21 protein-coding genes, 1 tRNA gene and 1 pseudogene are annotated in these 21,034 nt (G+C 64.6%); 22 read left to right on the forward strand and 1 reads right to left on the reverse strand.

Features of this window, described 5'->3' with window-relative positions; translation table 11 throughout:
• Nucleotides 1–60 precede the first annotated feature (60 nt).
• Nucleotides 61–135 (forward strand) — tRNA-Gln (locus RPC_RS05815).
• Between the two features lie 173 nt (nt 136–308).
• Here RPC_RS05815 and RPC_RS05820 read toward each other — a convergent pair.
• A complete protein-coding gene (locus RPC_RS05820; protein ID WP_011471625.1) occupies nt 309–1,067 on the reverse strand; it encodes a FadR/GntR family transcriptional regulator in 759 nt (252 codons plus the stop codon).
• 198 nt (nt 1,068–1,265) lie between these two features.
• Between RPC_RS05820 and RPC_RS05825 the strand changes: the two genes are divergently transcribed.
• The 21 genes and pseudogenes from RPC_RS05825 (at nt 1,266) to metK (ending at nt 20,968) form a co-directional block, all read left to right on the forward strand.
• Entirely contained in the window at nt 1,266–2,414 is a 1,149-nt protein-coding gene (locus RPC_RS05825) for a four-carbon acid sugar kinase family protein (RefSeq protein WP_011471626.1), read from the forward strand.
• A gap of 31 nt (nt 2,415–2,445) precedes the next feature.
• Nucleotides 2,446–2,556 (forward strand): annotated as a pseudogene (locus RPC_RS26735) (4-hydroxythreonine-4-phosphate dehydrogenase PdxA); the annotation flags it as partial.
• Between the two features lie 2 nt (nt 2,557–2,558).
• Entirely contained in the window at nt 2,559–3,692 is a 1,134-nt protein-coding gene (locus RPC_RS05830) for an iron-containing alcohol dehydrogenase (protein ID WP_011471627.1), read from the forward strand.
• 18 nt (nt 3,693–3,710) lie between these two features.
• Nucleotides 3,711–4,601, forward strand: a complete 891-nt coding sequence (locus RPC_RS05835; protein ID WP_011471628.1) for a dihydrodipicolinate synthase family protein — start codon at nt 3,711–3,713, stop codon at nt 4,599–4,601.
• Nucleotides 4,602–4,640: 39 nt separating this feature from the next.
• Nucleotides 4,641–5,948: an MFS transporter gene (locus tag RPC_RS05840; RefSeq protein WP_011471629.1), complete on the forward strand. Its 1,308-nt coding sequence runs from the start codon at nt 4,641–4,643 to the stop codon at nt 5,946–5,948.
• Between the two features lie 29 nt (nt 5,949–5,977).
• Entirely contained in the window at nt 5,978–6,943 is a 966-nt protein-coding gene (locus tag RPC_RS05845; RefSeq protein WP_011471630.1) for a hydroxyacid dehydrogenase, read from the forward strand.
• Nucleotides 6,944–7,747: 804 nt separating this feature from the next.
• Nucleotides 7,748–10,291, forward strand: a complete 2,544-nt coding sequence (locus tag RPC_RS05855) for a glycyl radical protein (protein WP_011471631.1) — start codon at nt 7,748–7,750, stop codon at nt 10,289–10,291.
• A 120-nt stretch (nt 10,292–10,411) separates the two neighbouring features.
• A complete protein-coding gene (locus RPC_RS05860; protein WP_011471632.1) occupies nt 10,412–11,551 on the forward strand; it encodes a 1-propanol dehydrogenase PduQ in 1,140 nt (379 codons plus the stop codon).
• A gap of 80 nt (nt 11,552–11,631) precedes the next feature.
• The gene (gene pduA, locus RPC_RS05865) at nt 11,632–11,925 is read left to right on the forward strand and encodes a propanediol utilization microcompartment protein PduA (RefSeq protein WP_011471633.1); all 294 of its coding nucleotides are present in this window, start codon (nt 11,632–11,634) and stop codon (nt 11,923–11,925) included.
• A gap of 30 nt (nt 11,926–11,955) precedes the next feature.
• Complete coding sequence (pduB, locus tag RPC_RS05870) at nt 11,956–12,753, forward strand: propanediol utilization microcompartment protein PduB (RefSeq protein ID WP_041801445.1); 798 nt, start codon at nt 11,956–11,958, stop codon at nt 12,751–12,753.
• Nucleotides 12,754–12,776: 23 nt separating this feature from the next.
• Nucleotides 12,777–13,364, forward strand: a complete 588-nt coding sequence (locus tag RPC_RS05875) for a BMC domain-containing protein (protein ID WP_011471635.1) — start codon at nt 12,777–12,779, stop codon at nt 13,362–13,364.
• Between the two features lie 13 nt (nt 13,365–13,377).
• A complete protein-coding gene (locus RPC_RS05880) occupies nt 13,378–13,656 on the forward strand; it encodes a BMC domain-containing protein (RefSeq protein ID WP_041801447.1) in 279 nt (92 codons plus the stop codon).
• 90 nt (nt 13,657–13,746) lie between these two features.
• The gene (locus tag RPC_RS05885; RefSeq protein ID WP_208855634.1) at nt 13,747–14,421 is read left to right on the forward strand and encodes a phosphate propanoyltransferase; all 675 of its coding nucleotides are present in this window, start codon (nt 13,747–13,749) and stop codon (nt 14,419–14,421) included.
• A 35-nt stretch (nt 14,422–14,456) separates the two neighbouring features.
• The gene (eutJ, locus tag RPC_RS05890) at nt 14,457–15,308 is read left to right on the forward strand and encodes an ethanolamine utilization protein EutJ (RefSeq protein WP_011471638.1); all 852 of its coding nucleotides are present in this window, start codon (nt 14,457–14,459) and stop codon (nt 15,306–15,308) included.
• Complete coding sequence (locus RPC_RS05895; RefSeq protein ID WP_011471639.1) at nt 15,305–16,108, forward strand: hypothetical protein; 804 nt, start codon at nt 15,305–15,307, stop codon at nt 16,106–16,108. Before eutJ ends, RPC_RS05895 begins: the two co-directional genes overlap by 4 nt.
• A gap of 12 nt (nt 16,109–16,120) precedes the next feature.
• On the forward strand, nt 16,121–16,387 hold the full coding sequence (locus RPC_RS05900; RefSeq protein WP_011471640.1) for a microcompartment shell vertex protein GrpN: 267 nt from the start codon (nt 16,121–16,123) through the stop codon (nt 16,385–16,387).
• A gap of 61 nt (nt 16,388–16,448) precedes the next feature.
• Nucleotides 16,449–16,901, forward strand: coding sequence for a GlcG/HbpS family heme-binding protein (locus RPC_RS05905; protein ID WP_415914805.1), 453 nt, complete (start codon nt 16,449–16,451; stop codon nt 16,899–16,901).
• A 2-nt stretch (nt 16,902–16,903) separates the two neighbouring features.
• Nucleotides 16,904–18,442, forward strand: a complete 1,539-nt coding sequence (locus tag RPC_RS05910; RefSeq protein ID WP_041801450.1) for an aldehyde dehydrogenase family protein — start codon at nt 16,904–16,906, stop codon at nt 18,440–18,442.
• Nucleotides 18,443–18,493: 51 nt separating this feature from the next.
• Nucleotides 18,494–18,793: a hypothetical protein gene (locus tag RPC_RS05915; RefSeq protein WP_011471643.1), complete on the forward strand. Its 300-nt coding sequence runs from the start codon at nt 18,494–18,496 to the stop codon at nt 18,791–18,793.
• 56 nt (nt 18,794–18,849) lie between these two features.
• The gene (locus RPC_RS05920; RefSeq protein ID WP_011471644.1) at nt 18,850–19,770 is read left to right on the forward strand and encodes a glycyl-radical enzyme activating protein; all 921 of its coding nucleotides are present in this window, start codon (nt 18,850–18,852) and stop codon (nt 19,768–19,770) included.
• Nucleotides 19,771–19,816: 46 nt separating this feature from the next.
• Nucleotides 19,817–20,968 (forward strand): methionine adenosyltransferase, encoded by a 1,152-nt coding sequence (gene metK / locus RPC_RS05925; protein WP_011471645.1) that lies wholly within the window; start codon nt 19,817–19,819, stop codon nt 20,966–20,968.
• Nucleotides 20,969–21,034: the final 66 nt, after the last annotated feature.

Consider the following 21,034-nt stretch of genomic DNA (forward strand, 5'->3'; position numbering starts at 1 on the left):
ACCGGCGTTGCCAGAGGGAATCTGTGTGGCTATCGTCCCGCCGCTTTCCGGACAGGTCATTGGGGCGTCGCCAAGTGGTAAGGCAGGGGATTTTGATTCCCCCATGCGGAGGTTCGAATCCTCCCGCCCCAGCCAGAATTTCAGCTTAACACATTTAAATCAAAGAGTTGGCTCGGCTGTGGGGGGCCGGAGGATCTGCGAGTGGATCCCGCCCCATGGTCTCTCAGACCGGGCGTTCGAACCACGACGCCAGTATCGCCGCCGCCAGCGCGGCATCAGCGGCGCTGACGGGGTCTGCATCGCTAGCGTCAGAGCGACAAATCCAGCATGCGACCTTCGAACAGCCGGTCGCGCGAGCCTTCGAGGTGGCGGCGCATCAACTCGCGCGCGCGGTCGGAGTCGCGGGCGCGGATCGCTTCGAAGATGCCGCAGTGCTCGGCGAACACGTTCTCCAGGCGTTCCTTGGCCACGATCACCGAATTGCCGTGGAATTTCATGCTGACAAAGATGTGGGCCTTCAAGGCCGTCATCGAAGAGACGTAGTAGTGATTGTTGGTGGCCTGCGCGATCGCCAGGTGAAAGGCGAAATCCGCGTCCTCGCGATGCAGACGGGCGACGGTTGCGTCGCGCATGAGGTCGAGCGCGGTGGCGATCTCGTCGAGCGCTTCGGCATTCCAACGCGACGCCGCCCAATAAGCGTGATCGGGTTCGATGGTCAGGCGGAAGTCGTAGCAGCGCTGGATGTCGGCGATGGTTTCGACCGGCGCGAATCCGACCGCGGGCTGCTCGGCGCCGAGATCGGGCCGCGCGACCACGAAGCTACCGGCGCCACGCCGCGAATAGATCAGCCGCTGCTCCCGGAGTTGCCGTAGCGCTTCGCGCACGATCGGGCGCGATACCAGATAGGTCTCGGCGAGTTCGTGCTCCCCCGGCAGTTTCTGATCCGGCCGCAATTGTCCGCCGGTGATCTGCGCGCGAAGCGCTTGAAAGACGTTCTGCGCCAACGGGCTGCGCCCGGCCGGCGCCCGCTCCGGCGCGGCGTTCTCGGATTCGGTTGTGTTGGTCATGCTGTCGATCTGCTCGCTCCGTTCTCCGAAAACCTAATCCAGACCTGTAAAGTTGTAAAACAGAAAACGGGATTCTTCACCAAAGTTCCACCGTAGATTACATGTTTGACAAATAATTGACATATTGCGGCCTTTCGAATATCGACCTCCGCCATAATCCAAGGCGGCTTGAATCCGCCTGCCGAGGCGGACGCAGCAATGAGTGTCAGGGAAATCTTCGGAGCAGAACGGACGCGGTCGACGCGTCTTTGTCTCGTCGCCGATGACCTGACCGGCGCGCTCGACACCGCCGCGCAATTCGTCTCGGTCTCAAGCCCGATCAGCGTGTGCTGGGGCGACGCCGCGTTGGATCGCAGCGTCGCTTTCGACACGGGTGCGCGGGAAAAATCCGGCGCCGAAGCCGCCGCTCTCGTCGCAGAACGGCTGGCGCAAACGCCACACGATCCCTCGGCGCTGCACTACGCCAAGCTGGACACGCTGCTGCGCGGCCATCCGGCCGAGGAGATCGCAGCCTGGCTGCGGTCCGGCGCCTTCGTCCGATGCATCGTGGCACCGGCGTTTCCGCATCACGGACGGATCACGCGCCAAGGCCGGCAATATCGCCGGCACGGCGACAGCTGGACCGCGGTCGCCGCCGATCTGACCAAAGATCTCGAAAGGTTGGGGTTTCGCGTGGCGGCCCGATGCCCCGGGGCGCCTGCGCCGGACGGCATCAGCCTGTGGGATGCCGAGACCGACGCCGATCTCGACGCCATCGTCGCAGCCGCGCGGGCGGCGGCGACGCCGACCTTGTGGTGCGGCAGCAGCGGACTCGCCGCGGCATTGGCTCGCAGCCTCGGCGCCCCACCCTCGCGCGCCGCGACCAACCTTGTCCGACCGGTGCTCGGCCTGTTCGGCAGCGATCAGCCGGTCACGGCGGACCAGCTGGCAGCCTGCGGCGGGGTGGCGCTAGCGGCTCCGGATGGCGGCGCGGCGATCGCCAAGGACATCGCCGAGCGGCTGTCGCGAGACGGCGTGGCGCTGGTGAGCCTGGCGATTCCCGACGGTGCGCCCCGACCGCAAGCGGCCGCGACGATCGCCCGCGAATTCGGCCGGCTGGTGCGCGAAATGGCTCCGCCCTCGACGCTGCTGGTCGCGGGCGGCGAGACCTTGCGGGCGCTCTGCGCAATCCTCGAAACCGATCATCTCGAGCTGGTCGGCCAGACCGAGCCGGGCGTTCCCCGCTCGATCATGCGCGGCGGCCGGTTCGACGGCGTCGACGTCGTCTCGAAATCCGGCGCGTTCGGCGATCGCGATCTGCTGCGGCGGCTATTGGCGCTCGACCTTCGCAGAGGAGTTTTCGCATGACGCCGCAACTGGCGATCACCACGGGCGATCCGGCATCGCGTTCGACATCGCCGGCAAAGGCATCGCCGGCGAGACCTCGCTGCTCGAAGCGATCGACGACGCCATGAAACTCGCCGCTGCCCGCCTCCACATCAGGAACTGATAATGACTCTATCTCTGTCTCAGCCGATCGATCTCGTCCGCCCGTCGCAGATTCTGTTTGGGTCCGGCGTCGCCGCGCGCGTCGGTGATTGGGTGAGCAAGCGCAACCTGAAGAAGGTCTTCGTCGTTGCCGATACATTCAATGCGACCCGCGTCGACGTCCTGAAGCTCGGCTGCGAGACGATCGTCTTCGATGCCTTCCGGCCGGAACCGGATGCCGCCGATCTCGAGAGGCTCTTGGCAGCCGTCGAGACCGCGAACCCCGATCTCATCATTGGCTTTGGCGGCGGCAGTGCCATGGATCTCGCCAAGCTCGCTGCGGTGTTGCCGGGCAGCGGCCAGCATTTCATGGATGTCGTCGGTCCGGATAAGGTTCTCGGTCGCGCGCGCGCGCTGGTGCAGGTCCCGACCACCGCGGGCACCGGCAGCGAGGCGGGGACCCGCGCGCTGGTCACCGATCCGAAGACGCTCGCCAAGCTCGCGGTGCAGAGCGACCACATGTTGGCCGATCTTGCCGCGGTCGATCCGGATCTCACGCTCAGCGTGCCGCGCGCCATTACGGTTGCGACCGGGGTCGATGCGCTCGCCCATTGCGTCGAAGCCTACACCAACAAGAAGGCGCATCCGACCATCGACCTCTACGCGCTGGCCGGCATTCGCCTGGTTGGGCGTTGGCTGCCGCGCGCGGCCGAGAATGGCGCCGACCGCGAAGCCCGCGCCGGCATGGCGCTCGCATCGCTCTACGGCGGCTTCTGTCTCGGCCCGGTGAATACCGCGGGCGGCCACGCGGTGGCTTATCCGCTCGGATCGCGTCATCACATTCCGCACGGCGCCGCCAATGCGCTGATCTTTCCGCATGTGCTGGCCTTCAACGCGCCCGCGGTTGCCAAGCGCACCGCGGCGATCCTCGCCGCGCTCGGCCTCGAGGCGAAATCCGACGCCGCCGGCGTGTTCGCGGTCGCGCACCAATGGTGCATCGATCTTGGCTGCGAGATGCGGCTGTCGGCTCTCGGCGTTCCGGCCGACGATCTGCCGGTGATGGCCGACGAAGCCCACGCCATCCGCCGCCTGCTCGACAACAACCCGCGCGATCTGACGCGCGACGACATTCTCGCCATCTACCGTGCCGCTGCCTAAGGCCAGGAAGGAAGAACCATGAGCAAAATCTTTGGACCATTCGTCGCCATCGTCACGCCGTTCGACGCCAACGAGGACATCAGCGAACCCGCACTGCGACGCCAGGTCGATCGCCAGGCAAGCGCCGGCAACGGCGTGTTCTGCGCCGGCACCAATGGCGAGTTCTACGCTTTGTCGTTCCAGGAAAAACTGCGCGTCGCCGAAATCTGCGTGGAGGCGGCCGCCGGCCGCGTTCCGGTGCTGGCGCACATCGGCGAAATCTCGACGCACGAGACGATCGCGCTCGGCAAACTGATCGAGAAGCTCGACGTCAAGGCGATGTCGGCGATTACGCCATCCTTCATCGCCTGTTCGCAAGCAGAGCTGATCAATCACTATCGTCGGGTCGCCGATGCGATGGCGAAGCCGGTCTATCTCTACAATATTCCCGCCCGCACCGGGAATACGATCCAGCCGGACACGGCGCGCATCCTCGCCGATCATCCGAACATCATCGGCATCAAGGACAGCGCGGGATCGCAGGAAAGCCTCGATGCCTTTCTGACGATCGCGCGTGAGCGCGAGAATTTCGACGTGCTGGTCGGCGCGGATTCGCTTGTTCTGCACGGACTTCAGAACGGCGCCGCCGGCTGCATCTCGGGGCTCGGTAACATCTCGCCGGTGACGCTGAACGCGATTCATTCGTCGTTCGTCGCCGGCGACGCGGCGGCCGCGGCGAAGCACCAGGATCATTACTCGAGCTTGCGCAAGCAACTTTACGCCCACGGCTTCCCGCCGGCGCTGGTGAAGCGGGCGCTGCGTCTTGCGATGCCCGAGGTCGGGGCGAGCCGCGCTCCGGTGCTGATCTCAGACGAGGTCAACGACAAGGTGCGCGAGATTTCAAACCGCTTCGTCGAAGCAGCCAATTGATCGACGATCTCAGGAAATGAATTGAAAAGGGAGGAAAAAATGAGCGATGTTGCAGCGTTGCCGGCGAGTTCCTTGGTGAAGGCGACGAAGATCCGTTGGATCGTCGCCGGCCTGATGTGGTCGGCGATCGCCATCAACTACATCGATCGCACGGTGTTGTCGGCGGCGGCGCCGCATCTCAGCGCGGAACTGTCGATACCGGCGGACCAGATGGGCTTCATCCTGTCGGCGTTCTTCTGGTCCTATGCGTTGCTGCAAATTCCGGCCGGCTATTTCGCCGACCGCTTTGGGCAGAAGATCGGCCTCGGCGCGTCGGTCGGTTTGTGGTCGGTCGCCACCTCCGCGACAGGGCTCGCCACCGGCTTCTATTCGCTGTTCGCCATGCGTCTTGGCCTCGGTGTCGGCGAGGCCGGCGCCTATCCGAGCAATGCGGGCATCGCGTCCAAATGGTTCCCCGACCGCGAGCGCGCGACAATCTCCGGCCTGTTCGACAGCGCGTCGAAATTCGGCGGCGCGGTCGCCATGCCGCTGATCGTATGGCTGATTGCGTTGGTCGGCTGGCGGATGACCTTCGTCGTGATCGGGGCCATCGGCGTCGTCTGGGCGATCATCTGGTGGTGGTTCTACACGGAGACGCCTGAAACCCATCCGATGGCCAACAAGGCGGAGGTCGATTACATCCGCGACGGCCAGGCGATGAAGCATGGCGAGGACAAGACCATTCCGATGCGATGGTACGAGTTGCTGCGCTATCGCAACATCTGGGCGATGTGCCTGGGCTTCTTCACCATCAACTACATCTCGTATTTCTTCATCACTTGGCTACCCATGTACCTTGTCAAGGAGAAGGGGATGGGGATGATTCAGATGGGCTTCATCGCCGCGCTGCCGCTGTTGTCCGGACTCGTCGCGGAAATCGTCGCCGGCATGCTGTCCGATCGCGTCGTGCGATCGAAGCGGTTGTCGCTGACGGCGACGCGCAAGCTCTTTCTGATCGCCGGTCTGTCGATGGCGCTGTGCATCGGGCTTGCCGCGGTCGCGGAGAGTGTGGCGCTCACCGTCGCTTTGCTGTGCATCGCAAAGGCCGGCACGACGATCGCCGCCTCGCAGGTGTGGGCGCTGCCGGGCGACGTCGCGCCGAAGAACATGACGAGCGTGGTGGCGGGCCTGCAGAACATGGTGTCGAATTTCGGCGGCGTCGTTGGCCCAATCGTCACGGGGTTCATTGTCGCACAAACCGGGTCGTTCACCGCTGCGCTGGTTTTCTCGGCGGGCATCGGAATGCTCGGAATCCTCAACTACGCACTGCTGCTCGGCAAGGTCGAGCCGATCCGGGCGGCCGCGTGAGCGGCAGGGAAAACAGAAAGGGACAGATCATGGCGTTCACCGTTGTCAGCCTCGGCGGCCCCGTCGCGCCGGAAGGCGAGGAAATGCTGCGCGAGGCCGGCGTCACCTCGCTGCATACCGGCACCTATCCGGCGAAGGGGGAGGCGGTCGATCTGCTCAGCCGCGCCGGCGCCGATGCCATCATCGTCCGCCTCGTCGAGCGGATCGACGCCGACCTCATGAAAGCGTCGCCCAATCTCAAGGTCGTCGCCAAGCACGGCGCCGGCACCAATGACATCGACCTTGCGGCGGCGAAGGCGCTGGGTGTGCCGGTTCTCGCCGCCGTCGGCGCCAATGCCCATTCGGTCGCCGAACACGCGTTCATGCTGATGCTCGCTTTGATCAAGGACGTGCGCAATCAGGATGCCTATGTGCGCGGCGGCGGCTGGGACAAGAAGGGCTACCGCGGTCGCGAATTGCGCGGCCGGGTACTCGGCCTGGTCGGCATCGGCATGATCGGTCGCGCGCTCGCGGCGATGGTTCAGCCGATCGGCATGACGACGATCGCTTACGATCCGTTCGCGCCCGCCGCGGCGTTCGGCCCGCACGCGCGGAGAGTGGACTCGCTCGACGAATTGCTCGCACAATCCGACGTCGTCAGCCTGCACTGTCCGCTGACGCCGCAGACGCAAAACCTGATCGGCGTGCGGGAATTCGGCCTGATGAAGCCGAGCGCGTTGCTGATCAACACGGCGCGCGGCGAAGTCGTCGACGAACCGGCGCTGGTCGGCGCCTTGACGTCCGGTCGTATCGCCGCGGCGGGTCTCGACAGTTTCGCAGTCGAGCCGCCCGCGAAGGACAACCCGCTCTGGGCTTTGCCGAATGTGATCGTGACGCCGCACTGCGGCGGGGTCACGGAAGAAGCGCGGCGCGAGGTCTCGTTGATGACGGTGCGCAACGTGCTCGCGCTGTTGCAGGGCGGCGCGGTCGATCAGCATTGTTTGGTCAATCGGTAGCGTCGATGATGCGCAATTGATGGCAAGGCGAGCGGGTCCGCAACCTCGGGCACGCGACGCCGGCGCCGTCTGATCGAAGGCGTTCGACGCCTCGATCTGCGACACACATTATATCTGCGCCGCGAGGGCGCGGCTCGTGGTTCCAGCGCCGTGACCAAGACTGCGCCTTCGTCGTTTGAAACGGCGTCGTCGCGTCATCCGCGGCGAAGCGCACCTCACCGCCTCGGCGAGCCAATCGCTTCATCCGAAAGTCGTATCCGCCGCCCGGCAATCGACCGGCCCCACAACCTTGGCCGTGGCGTGCTCGCGGTCCGCCCCCTCTGCGACAGGGCCATCCGCGATCGCCTGGCGGCCGTTTCCAAACTTGCCGCCATCGTCTTGGTCGCGCGCCGTGCCGTCTATCGGCTCCTTCAAGGGGCCCGAGCGACGGCCGTTTCGCCTTGTCAAGGCTGATTGAACCTGATCGGCAACCTGCGCCGTCCCGGCCGATCCGGACGCGAACAATATTCTCCCAGTCAAAAGCAAGAAAGTACGATTGAGGCGCAAATGTCGTCGTGAGATCAACCCACACGGCAAGGAGCCAACGCGCAGACAGCTTAGTATCAAGTCGAGAGACCAAAGCCCGTCCGTGAGTGGCTCAATAGCTGAAACTGAACGACTGATCTGTAGATCGGCGACCGTCTGGACGGGGCGCCGAAGCCCTATCCCTCTGCTGAATATGAAGTTTCGCTAACCGAATGAGCGTTTCCCGGCCATCAGGCCGAGCGGCGAACGCGAACCTGTAATCCCCATCTGGAGGTTGTCATGATCGAAAAAGGTTTCTCCAAGCCGACCGAAAGGGTCATGCGGCTGAAGAACGTCATCCTGAACGCCAAGCCGTTCGTGGAGTCGGAACGCGCCGTCCTGGTCACCGATGCCTACAAGGAAACCGAAGGCCTGCCGGCCATTCTGCGCCGCGCCAAGGCCGCGGAGAAGATCTTCAACAACCTGCCGGTGACGATCCGCGCGGACGAGTTGATCGTCGGCGCGATTACTAAGCGTCCGCGCTCCACCGAGATCTGCCCGGAATTCTCGTTCGACTGGGTCGAGAAGGAATTCGAGACCATGGCCACCCGCGTGGCCGATCCGTTCCAGATCCCCAAGGAGACCGCGGCCGAACTTCATGAGGCCTTCAAGTATTGGCCCGGCAAGACCACCAGCGATCTTGCGTCCTCCTACATGTCGCAGGAAGCCAAGGACTGCATCGCCGCCGGCGTATTCACGGTCGGCAACTACTTCTATGGCGGTGTCGGCCACGTCTGCGTCGATTACGGCAAGGTGTTGAAGATTGGTTTCCGCGGCATCATCACTGAAGTCGTGCTGGCGATGGAGAAGCTTGACCGGATGGATCCGGGCTATATCAAGAAGCAGCAGTTCTACAACGCGGTGATCATTTCCTACACCGCCGCCATCAATTTCGCGCACCGCTATGCGGTCAAGGCCGAGGAGCTGGCGCAGACCGAATCCAACGCCACGCGCAAGGCCGAACTGCTGCAGATCGCCAAGAATTGCGCCCGTGTTCCGGAATATGGCGCGAGCAATTTCTACGAAGCCTGCCAGTCGTTCTGGTTCCTGCAGGCCCTGCTGCAGATCGAATCCAGCGGCCACTCGATCTCGCCCGGCCGCTTCGATCAGTACATGTATCCATTCCTCGCCGCCGATAAGAGCATCTCGCGGGAGTTCGCGCAGGAACTGATCGACTGCATCTGGATCAAGCTCAACGACGTCAACAAAACCCGCGACGGCGGTTCGGCTCAGGCCTTTGCCGGCTACGCGGTGTTCCAGAATCTCTGCGTCGGCGGCCAGACCGAAGAAGGTCTCGACGCCACCAACGACGTCTCCTTCATGTGCATGGAAGCGACCGCGCATGTGGCGCTGCCGGCGCCCTCGTTCTCGATCCGCGTCTGGCAGGGCACGCCCGACGATTTCCTTTACCGGGCCTGCGAAGTGGTCCGCCTCGGGCTTGGCGTTCCCGCCATGTACAACGACGAAGTCATTGTCCCTTCGCTGCAAAACCGCGGCGTCTCGCTCCGCGACGCCCGCGACTACGGCATCGTCGGCTGTGTCGAGCCGCAGGCGATCCACAAGACCGAGGGCTGGCATGACGCCGCGTTCTTCAACGTCGCCAAGGTTCTCGAAATCACCCTGAATAACGGCCGGGTCGGCGACAAGCAGGTCGGGCCGGCGTCCGGAGAACTTCTCAGCTTCCGCTGCATCGACGATGTCTTCGCCGCATTCCAAAAGCAGATCGAATACTTCGTGCGCTACCTCGTCGAAGCCGATAACTGCGTCGATCTCGCGCATGGGGAACGCTGCCCGTTGCCGTTCGTTTCGGCGCTGGTCGAAGACTGCATCGGCCGCGGCAAGTCGCTGCAGGAAGGCGGCGCGCTTTACAACTTCACCGGCCCGCAGGCCTTCGGCGTCGCCGACACCGGCGACTCGGTCTACGCCATCCAGAAGAACGTGTTCGAGGACAAGAAGATCACCCTCGGCGAATTGAAAGCGGCGCTCGACGCCAATTTCGGTCGGCCGGTGGGCGAGAGCGCGCATGCCGACGCGGGAACCAACTACACCGAGGAACAGGTGTTCGCTGCGGTGAAGAAGGTGCTGAACAGCAGCGGCTCGACCGATGTCTCGGCGCTCAAGGGCAAGGTCTACAGCGCACTGGCTGGGGCCAATGGCGCGAAGAGCGGCGGTGCCTCGTCGAGCTATGACGCGCTGCATCGCTTGCTCGAAGCCACCCCGGCGTTCGGCAACGATATCCACGAAGTCGACATGGTCGCCCGCAGATGCGCCCAGATCTATTGCCTCGAAGTCGAGAAATACACCAACCCGCGCGGCGGCCAATTCCAGGCGGGGATCTATCCGGTGTCGGCGAACGTGCTGTTCGGCAAGGACGTCGCCGCGCTGCCGGACGGCCGGTTCGCCAAGGCACCCTTGGCTGACGGCGTTTCTCCTCGTCAGGGCAAGGACGTCAATGGTCCGACGGCGGCGGCCAACTCGGTCGCCAAGCTCGACCATTTCATCGCCTCGAACGGCACGCTCTACAATCAGAAGTTCTTGCCTGCGGCGCTCGCCGGCGACAGCGGATTGCAGAACTTCGCCTCGCTGGTCCGCAGTTACTTCGACCACAAGGGCATGCACGTGCAGTTCAACGTGGTGGATCGACAGACGCTGCTGGATGCGCAACGCGAGCCCGAGAAGCACAACGACCTCGTCGTTCGTGTCGCCGGCTACAGCGCGCAGTTCGTGGTGCTCGCCAAGGAAGTGCAGGACGACATCATCAGCCGCACCGAACAGACCTTGTAGGTCGACAAGGGTTTGTCCCGGTCGGTTTGATCGGGACAAACCGCTCGCCAGGCGATTCGCAAATGGGGAGGGAAATCGTTTCCCTCCCGAAAGCAGCGGACACTTGAAAGACAGACGGTCATGACCGCAATTCAGCGCTTCGTTCTCAAGACCGAGATTGTTTCCGGGCCATCGATTCTCGATCGGCTGGAGGCATTCCGAGGACAGCGGGCCGGCATCATCACGGATGCCTTCATGCTGAAGTCGGGTGCGGTGGACCGGATCCGGGCCAAGCTGCCGGAGTGCGCCATCGAGATCTTCGGCGAGATCACCGCGGAGCCCACGGTCGCGCTGGTCGCAAAGGCCGCGCGGACGATGGCAGCCTTTGGCCCGAGCGTCGTCGTGGCACTCGGTGGCGGGTCGGCGATCGACGCAGCCAAGGCAATTCTCGCAACTATGCGGGAGATGGATCCGGCTCGCCACGTCATCCTGGTGGCGGTGCCGACGACCAGCGGCACCGGCTCGGAAGTGACGTCGTATTCGGTGATCTCCGATCCGGCGCGCGGGCTGAAGTTTCCGCTGAGTTCGCCGCAGATGATCCCGGATATCGCACTGCTGGATTCCGAACTGGTCCGCACCGTGCCGGCTAACGTGACGGCCGACACCGGCATGGACGTCATCACCCATTGCCTGGAAGCTTACGTCGCCACCGGAGCGACCGATTTCAGCGACGCCTTCGCCGAAAAGGCGCTCAGTCTCGCTTTCGTCAACCTGCCGGCCGCTTTTGCCAACGGCAACGACATCGCGGCCCGTTCTGCGATGCATAGCGCATCTTGCATGGCGGGCGTGGCATTCGAACTCGCCGGGCTTGGCCTCAATCACGGCATGGCGCATGCGCTCGGCGGCCGGCTTCACATTCCCCACGGCAAGATCAACGCGATGCTGCTGCCGCTGGTGATCGCATACAATGCCGGCGTGCAGGGCGACTTTGCTCCCTGCCTGCCCGCCGCCACCCGCTACGCCGCGATCGCCAGCCGCGCCGGCTGGGAAGCCGCGACCCCGCGGGCCGGCGCGCAGAGCCTGATTCGCGCGCTGTCCCGGCTGAACGAGCAATTCGGCATTCCACCCACATTGCGCGCGCTTGGTATCGATCTCAGTGAGCTGCCGCGCTGGGGGCCGGAACTGGCCGAAGCTGCGCTGATGGATCCTTGCACGGCGGCTAACCCGCGCAAGCCCAGCCTCAGCGACATCAACCATCTGGTTCGCGCGGTGGCCGGATAGCTCACCTCAACGATCGAGACCAACGCCGCAACAATCAAGACAGTCCCCCTGAAACTCTGAGACGACGATAGGAGCACGCGATGCAACAGGAAGCTCTAGGCATGGTGGAAACCAAAGGTTTGGTTGCCGCGATCGAAGCCGCCGACGCCATGGTGAAGTCGGCCAACGTGGCCTTGATCGGCTACGAAAAGATCGGATCCGGACTGGTGACGGTCATGGTCCGCGGCGATGTCGGCGCGGTGAAGGCCGCAACCGACGCCGGCGCCGTGGCCGCCGCGAAGGTCGGCGAGGTGGTGTCGGTGCACGTCGTCCCGCGGCCGCATTCGGAAGTCGAAAAGATCCTGCCGCATGGCGCAACCGCCGCCGCAGCCTAATCAACAACGGAATTTGGAAAGGGATCTGCTGTGAAAGACGATCTGGTTGAGAAAGTCATGGGCGAGGTGATGAGGAAGATGGGTGCGGAGCCGGCGGCTCGCCCGGACGCTCCGAAGTCACTCGCTGCACTGAGTGGCTGCGGCATGACCGAATTCGTCGGCACCGCGATCGGCCACACCATCGGGTTGGTGATCGCCAATGTCGACCCGCTGCTGCACGAGAAGATGAAGATCAACCCGAAGTACCGGTCGATCGGCATCATCGGCGCACGCACCGGAGCAGGGCCGCAGATCTTCGCGGCGGACGAAGCCGTGAAGGCCACCAACAGCGAAGTGGTGCTGATCGAATTGGCGCGCGATACCGAAGGCGGCGCGGGTCACGGCTGCTTGATCCTGTTCGGCGCCGAGGATGTTTCGGACGCCCGTCGCGCGGTCGAAGTCACCCTGAGCGAAGTGCAGCGCACCATGGGCGACGTCTATGGCACGCCGGCGGGGCATCTGGAATTCCAGTACACCGCCCGGGCGAGCTACGCGTTGCAAAAGGCGTTCGGCGCGCCGCTTGGCCAGGCCTTCGGCATCACGGTCGGCGCGCCCGCGGCGATCGGCGTCGTGCTGGCGGATACCGCCGCCAAGGCCGCCACGGTGCAGGCTGTCGGCTACGCCTCGCCGGGCAACGGCACCAGCTTCAGCAACGAAGTGATCTTCATGTTCTCCGGCGATTCCGGCGCGGTGCGGCAGTCGGTGATCGCCGCGCGTGATGTCGGCAAGCGGCTGCTGGCGACGCTCGATCCGGCGGAGATCAAGTCGACCACCACGCCGTACATCTGACGAAAGCGTAGGAGTACCCCGCCATGACGCAACGAAGTCTCGGATTGATCGAAACGATCGGTCTGGCTGCCGCGATCGAAGCCGCCGATGCCGCGGTCAAATCAGCCAATGTGACGCTGGTGGGGTACGAACTCGCGCGCGGCGACGGCATGACCGTGGTCAAAGTCGAGGGTGAAATCGGCGCCGTCAACGCCGCCATCGCCGCCGCGGCGGTCGCGGCGGCCAAGATCAACCGGGTGGTCTCCACCCGGGTGATCGCCCGACCGGCGGTCGGCATCGCCGGGATGATCGCGAATGGCGATACGGTTGGCGCTGAAGCCGCGCCGGCCTGCCTGTCATCCGCTGCCGCGCCGGTGGTGGCTTCGGCGCCGGCGCCGATCGCTCCGGCTGCGTCGGTCGATGAAACCGCCGGCATGGCCGCGCCCGCTGATCCGACGGCTGCGGCAGCATCGCCGAGCGCCGCCGCCGCCGCGCCGCGGCAGGCCACCGACGCTGCACAGAATCCAACACCATCCGAGCAATCGGCTGCAACCCAATTGCCGCAGGCAAAAGCCGGCGGTCGATCGAGCAATGGACACAACGGCAAACCGAAACACAGGCATGGCGCCTGAGAGGAGAACGATGATGAGTGGCGAAGCACTGGGAATGGTCGAAACCAAGGGTCTGATCGGGTCCATCGAAGCCGCGGACGCGATGACCAAGTCCGCCAATGTGACCCTGATCGGTTACGAAAAGATCGGATCGGGCCTCGTGACCACGCTGGTCCGCGGCGATGTCGGCGCGGTCAAGGCGGCGGTCGATGCCGGCGCCGCGGCGGCCGAGAAGGTCGGCACCGTGATCTCCAAGCACATCATTCCGCGGCCGCATGCGGATGTCGAGAAGATCCTGCCGCATCTCGGCTAGGCGCCACAAAGCTGGCGGCCCGTGACGAACGGGCCGCCGGCGGCGCAGCAGTCTTCTTAACTTGAATGAGTTGGCGACGAAGCGATGGACATGCAGCAAGAAACAATCGAACGGATCATTCGGCAAGTGCTCGGGCAAGTCGGGCCTGCGGGCGGTTCGATCGCGACGCTCTCCGGCGACGCCGGCGTGGATCCATTTCAAGTCGCGGTCGGTGTATCCAACCGGCACATCCATCTGTCGCGAACCGACATGGACACGCTGTTCGGTCCGGGCGCCGAACTGCAACGCAAGAAGGCGATGAAGCAGCCGGGGCAATTCGCGGCCGAGGAAACCGTGACGCTGAAGGGGCCGAAGGGAAGCCTCTCCAAGGTGCGGGTGCTCGGACCATTGCGCCGCGAAACCCAGGTCGAGGTTTCCGTCGCCGATGGCTTCGCGCTCGGAATCACCCCGCCGTTGCGCCAGTCGGGCCAGCTCGACGACACGCCGGGACTGACCATCATCGGGCCGCAGGGCAGCGTGACCAAGGACCACGGCGTGATCGTGGCGCAGCGGCATATCCACATGCACCCGAGCACGGCGGCCAAGCTCGGTCTGCGCAACGGCGACGAAGTCGACGTCGAGGCCGGCGGCGAGCGCGGCGGGGTGATGCACCGGGTGCTGATCCGCGTCGCGGAAGCCTCGGCCGATGAAATGCATATCGACGTCGAAGAGGCCAACGCGCTGTGCCTCAAGAACGATGACGTGGTCCGTATCTGCAAAAAGTGACGCCTTGTTGCAGCATTCGGAAAAGAGCGAACGCCATGTACGACAGCAATGCGGACGCAACGCTACGGGACTTCTCGCGACTGATCCGGGACGAGCTCTGTCTGCCGGCGGCGGATCGAACCGGCGCGCTGAAGGCCGGCGTCGATCTTGGCACCGCCAACATCGTGCTGTCGGTGGTCGATGCCAGTAACACGCCGGTGGCGGGGGCGAGCTATCCCTCCAAGGTGGTTCGCGACGGCATCGTGGTGGACTATGTCGGTGCCGTGAATGTGGTGCGGCAGCTTAAGGCGAAGCTCGAGCAACGCCTGGGCTGCAGCCTGATCGAAGCCGGCACCGCGGTGCCGCCCGGCATTCTCCACGGCAACATCAAGGCCATCGCCAATGTGGTGGAGGCCGCCGGCTTCGTGGTGGCGGATGTCAGCGACGAGCCGACCGCCGCCGCACGGGTGCTCGGCGTGCGCGACGGTGCGGTGGTGGATGTCGGCGGCGGCACCACCGGCATCAGCATCTTTCGCGATGGCAAGGTGGTGTTCACCGACGACGAAGCCACCGGCGGCACCCACATGACGCTGGTGCTCGCCGGCGCCTATGGGGTGTCGTTCGAGGATGCCGAACTGATCAAGATGTCCCCGGCCTCGACTCGCGACGTATTCGCGGTGGTGCAGCCGGTGGTCGAGAAGATGGCCAGCATCGTCAAGCGCTGCCTGCAAGGCCATGACGTCGAGACGATCTATGTGGTCGGCGGCGCCTGCAGCTTCGAACAATTCGAGCACGTCTTCAGCCGCGAGACCGGCTGCAAGGTGATCAAACCGGCCGAGCCGCTGCTGGTGACGCCGCTCGGCATCGCGATGTACGGCGGCTCCGCAGGCTGCGGGGGGCGATCATGACCAGGGAGCAGCTCGAGGCCAGCATCGCGGAGGCGATTATCGGATGTCTCGCCGATCGCGTGGTCGCGGCCATGCAGGCGCGTCAGAAGCGCGCCGTGGTGTTGATGACCGGGACCGATCTGGGGCTCGACCATATTCCGCAGGCGCTGGGCTGCCTGCGCGAGAACGGCTGGACGCTGCGGTTCGCGTTGTCGCTGCAGGCGCGCCGGCACTTCGGCGCCGGGCAGTTGCTGGCGCTCGGCATCGACGTGGTGGCCGACACAGCAACCGACCTCGACGTCCTGCTCGACGGTTGCGGCTCGCTGCTGGTGCCGGCGCTGACGATGACGACGGCCGCCAAGGTGGCTTGCGGCATCCGCGACAGTCTGGCGTCGCGATTGATGGCGCGGGCGCTGGAGCGCGGGCTGCCGATCATCGCCGCCTTCGACGGCTGTTGCCCGGACAATCCGGAACGGCAGGCCAGAGGCTTCCTGGTCGCCGATGCCTATAAGGCGCGGCTCCGCGCCAACCTGCAGGCGTTGAGGGACTACGGGGTCAGGCTGGTCCCCGCGCGCAAACTGGCAGTCGCCGCGCAGCGCGCGATCACTCCGGCGACCGCGATTGGCACGCAAGCGACGGGCGGCGTGGCGGCGATGCCGGCGGCGGGTGTCGCGGTCGGTGCCGGCGACAGGCGAATCTTCAGCCGCAACGACGCCGTGCAGTGTCAGCCAGGCGAGCTGCGGCTAGGCCGTGAAGTCCTGGTCACGCCGCTCGCCGCCGACGAACTGCGCATCCGAAATGTACGTCTGATTCAAACATAGGCGGGCAGGGTCATGTATCTCGGCAAAGTCATCGGCACCGTGGTGTCCACGAGCAAGAGCGAATCATTGCTGGGCACCAAGCTCCTGATCGTGACCCGGCTCTCCGAAACGCTGGCTGTGATCGGGCCGGTCGCCATCGCCGTCGACACCGTGGGCGCCGGCAACGGCGAAATCGTCATCGTGACCTGCGGCAGTGCCGCGCGGCGAACCGCCGGCAAGGAACAGTCGGTGATCGACGCGGCGATCGTCGGCATCGTCGATACGGTCGAAGTCAGTTAGGGAGGCCGCCGTGAGTGCACCCACAGCCGAGATGCGAAGTATCACCGAGGCAATCCACGCGGTGCTGGCCAATCTCAATGGTCCCGCCTTCGCGTTGGACGATGCCTGTCGGCTGGCGCGCGCGGCCGAGCACAAGGCCGCCGAGATCGGCGTGCCGATGGTGATCTCGATCGCCGATGCCACAGGCGGCATGTTGCTGCTGCATCGGATGGATGGCGCGCTGCCGGCGAGCTTCGATATCGCGATCAACAAGGCCTACACCGCCGCCATCTTCAGGATGGCAACTCATGATCTCGGGGCCTTGGCGCAGCCCGGCCGCTCGCTCTACGGCGTGCAAACCACCAATCAGGGTCGGGTGGTGATTTTCGGCGGCGGATATCCGGTGTTGCGCCGAACAACCGTGATCGGTGCCATCGGGGTCAGTGGTGGCACCGTCGAACAAGACATGCAGATCGCAACCTTTGCGCTGCAAACATTCGAGGCAGAAGCAAAGCTCTGCGCTGAAGGAGAATAGTGATGAATGACGCAAACATCGCCGATGTCGTGACGAAGGTCCTCGGCGAATATGGCGCGCCTGGTGCGGTGTCGGTCGCGGCGCTGACCGCCAAGAGCCCCGACGGGAAAAGCAACTCGTCCGCCGATGCGGATGTGGTCGCCCGGATGGTGGCCAAGGCGATCCGCGACCACGCCGGAACTGCGCAGCCGTCCGGTAACGCCGCGACGTCGTCGGCGGCGGTCAGCGATGGCGTGTTCGAGACCATGGATGCCGCGGTCGAGGCCGCTGCTCTGGCGCAGCAGCAATACCTGCTTTGCTCGATGTCCGACCGCGCGCGCTTCGTGCAGGGAATCCGCGACGTCATCTTGAATCAGGATACGCTCGAAAAGATGTCCCGCATGGCGGTCGAAGAAACCGGCATGGGCAATTACGAGCATAAGCTGATCAAGAACCGGCTAGCCGGCGAAAAGACCCCGGGCATCGAAGATCTCACCACCGACGCTTTCAGCGGCGACAACGGTCTGACGCTGGTGGAATACTCGCCGTTCGGGGTGATCGGCGCGATCACGCCGACCACCAATCCGACGGAAACCATCGTCTGCAATTCGATCGGAATGCTGGCGGCCGGCAACAGCGTGGTGTTCAGCCCGCATCCGCGCGCCCGGCAGGTGTCGCTGCTGCTGGTCCGCCTGATCAACCAGAAGCTGGCAGCGCTCGGCGCGCCGGAAAACCTGGTGGTGACCGTGGAGAAGCCCTCGATCGAGAACACCAACGCCATGATGGCGCATCCCAAGGTGCGGATGCTGGTTGCCACCGGCGGCCCCGCCATCGTCAAGGCGGTGCTGTCGACCGGCAAGAAGGCGATCGGCGCCGGCGCCGGCAATCCGCCCGTCGTGGTCGACGAAACCGCCAACATCGAAAAAGCCGCCTGCGACATCGTCAATGGCTGCAGCTTCGACAACAACCTGCCCTGCGTCGCCGAGAAGGAGATCATCGCAGTCGCCCAGATCGCCGATTACCTGATCTTCAACTTGAAGAAGAACGGCGCCTACGAGATCAAGGATCCGGCGGTTCTGCAGCAACTGCAGGACCTGGTGCTGACCGCCAAGGGCGGGCCACAGACCAAATGCGTCGGCAAGAGTGCGGTGTGGCTGCTGTCGCAGATCGGCATCAGCGTCGACGCCAGCATCAAGATCATCCTGATGGAAGTGCCGCGGGAACATCCCTTCGTGCAGGAAGAACTGATGATGCCGATCCTGCCGCTGGTCCGGGTCGAAACCGTGGATGATGCGATCGACCTCGCCATCGAGGTGGAGCACGACAATCGCCACACCGCGATCATGCATTCCACCGATGTGCGCAAGCTCACCAAGATGGCCAAGCTGATCCAGACCACGATCTTCGTGAAGAACGGCCCGTCTTATGCGGGGCTCGGCGCCGGCGGCGAGGGATATTCCACCTTCACCATCGCGGGTCCCACGGGCGAGGGCCTGACCTCGGCGAAGTCGTTCGCGCGCCGCCGCAAATGCGTGATGGTGGAAGCGCTCAATATCCGTTGAGGCCGTACCGACGACGGGCCGGGGCGATGCCCCGGCGGAAGGAGACACAGCATGACCACCCGGATCATCAATGCGCCGCTTCCCGAAGTCGTCGACATGCTCGAGCGCCGGATGCGGCCGGACGCCCGGCATCATCTGAGCGAGATCCGGTTCGACTCGGTCGGCCTGCTGCAGACCAGCGTGGCCGACCTGTTCTACTACGCGGATCTCGCCGGCAAGGCGTCCGGCGTGTTCACCGCCGAGCTGTTCGGAAGCTGCCCGCAGAACGTCTCCACGCTGGCGCTGTTCGGCGAAACCGCCGCCGTTCGTATCGCGATCGAGGCCATCGAGGCCGACGGCGCGAGTTTCTAACGAGGCGTTCGCGTCGCGAACCGCCTCCGATGACAAATTTGTAGAGGACAATCCAGATGAGCGAGATCAAGTACGAGCAGGAAGGGATCGTCTTCGACATTCAGCGCTATTCGATTCACGACGGTCCCGGAATCCGGACCATCGTGTTTCTGAAGGGCTGTCCGCTGGCCTGCCGCTGGTGCAGCAATCCGGAATCGCAGAAGGCCGAGCCGTCGCTGTTCTTTCAGAAGGCGAACTGCGTCAAATGCGGCAAGTGCAAGGAAGTCTGCCCGACCGGCGCGATCTCGCCCGAAAACCCGGCCTTCATCGATCGGTCGAAATGCATCTCCTGCGGCACCTGCGCCAACGTCTGCGCTTACGGCGCGCTGACCATGAAGGGGCGCAGCATGACGGTGTGGCAGGTGATGCAGGAATTGCAGAAGGACGCCACCAACTATCGCAGGTCGGGCGGCGGGATCACCTTGTCGGGCGGCGAGCCATTGGTGCAGAGCGACTTTGCGCTGGAATTGTTGAAAGCCTGCAAGGACAAGGGGTGGTCGACCGCGATGGAGACCACCGGCAACGTGCCGCAGGAGGTGGTGGAGCGGGTGATGCCCTATGTCGACCACGCTCTAGTGGATCTGAAATCGATCGATCCCGCGGTGCATGAGAAGAACACCGCAAGGCCGAACCGGCTGATCCTGGAGAACGCGATCCGGATCTCGAAATTGTCGGGCAACACCGCGGTGCGGGTGCCGGTGATCCCTGGCGTCAACGACAATCCCGCCGCGATCGCCGCCATCGCGCAATTCGCCAAGCTGATGCACGGCGTCGAGACCGTTCATCTGCTGCCGTACCACCGGTTCGGCGAGAACAAATACGCGCTGCTTGGTCGCGACTACCCGATGGGCGATACGCCGGCGTTGGCCGGTGCGAAGGCCGAAGCGCTCAAGCTCGTCGTCGAGGGGCAGGGCTTGCGTTGTCTGATCGGCGGATGACGACGGCCGGATGGCGTGACGGCGCGGCCGAAGTGGGAGACAGCGGATGCGAGAACATTGCGTAACGTCGGAATCGGTGACCGAAGGCCACCCCGACAAGGTCTGCGACCAGATCTCCGACGGCATTCTCGATGCCTGCGTGGCGCAAGATCCGGCGTCGCGGGTGGCGGTGGAGACTCTCGTCTCCGGCAACATCGCCGTTATCGCCGGCGAAATCACCACCACGGCGCAGATCGACGCCGAGCGCACCGCGCGCGCGGTCATCAAGGCGATCGGCTACGACGATCCGGCGCTCGGCTTCGACAGCGACAGCTGCTTCATCCTGACCAACTTGCGGACGCAGTCGCCCGATATCAATCTCGGCGTGTCCCGCGGCGACGAGCTCGGCGCCGGCGACCAGGGCGTTTTCTATGGCTATGCCTGCGACGAGACGGCGAACCTGATGCCGATCCCGATTGCGCTGGCGCACACGCTGTCGCTGCGGCTGACGATGATGCGTCGCGACGGAACGCTGCCGTGGCTGCGGCCCGACGGCAAGGTCCAGGTCACGATGCGCTATGGCCGCGACGGGCGCCCCTGCGGCTTGGACAGCGTGGTGGTCTCGGCGCAGCACGACGAGGCCGTCGACCGGGACACGTTGGTCCGCGGTCTCGTCGAGGGCGTTATCTACCCAGAATTGCACGACTGGCTGCAGCCCGGCACCCGCGTGCTGATCAACCCGACCGGCCGGTTCGTCGTGGGTGGTCCGGCCGGCGATACCGGAGTGACCGGGCGCAAGCTGATGGTCGACACCTATGGCGGATGCGCCCAGCACGGCGGCGGGGCGTTTTCCGGAAAGGATGCCACCAAGGTCGATCGCACCGCGGCCTATATGGCCCGCTACGCCGCCAAGAACGTCGTCGCCGCCGGGCTGGCTGGCCGCTGCCAGCTCGCGCTGGCTTACGCCATCGGCCAGATCGACCCCGAAATGATTTCCGTCGAAACCTTCGGCACCGAAACCGTCGATGGCGATCGCATCTGCGCGGCGGTGCGCGAGGTGTTCCCTTGGACCGTGTCCGGGATGATCGCAGCCCTCGAGCTGCGTCAGCCGAGATTTCGGAAAACCGCGGCCTACGGCCATTTCGGCCGGGAAGATCAAGGCTTCCAATGGGAAAAAACCGATCGATCGGGCGAGTTGTTGGCGCTTTGCACGCGTTGACGCAGATCAAAAAGAACGGCCGCGTCTGCCTGCACCGTGTTTTTTGTCGGCTGCATGCTAAGGGAT

It is taken from the genome of Rhodopseudomonas palustris BisB18 (assembly GCF_000013745.1).
GTDB lineage: Bacteria > Pseudomonadota > Alphaproteobacteria > Rhizobiales > Xanthobacteraceae > Rhodopseudomonas_A > Rhodopseudomonas_A palustris_F.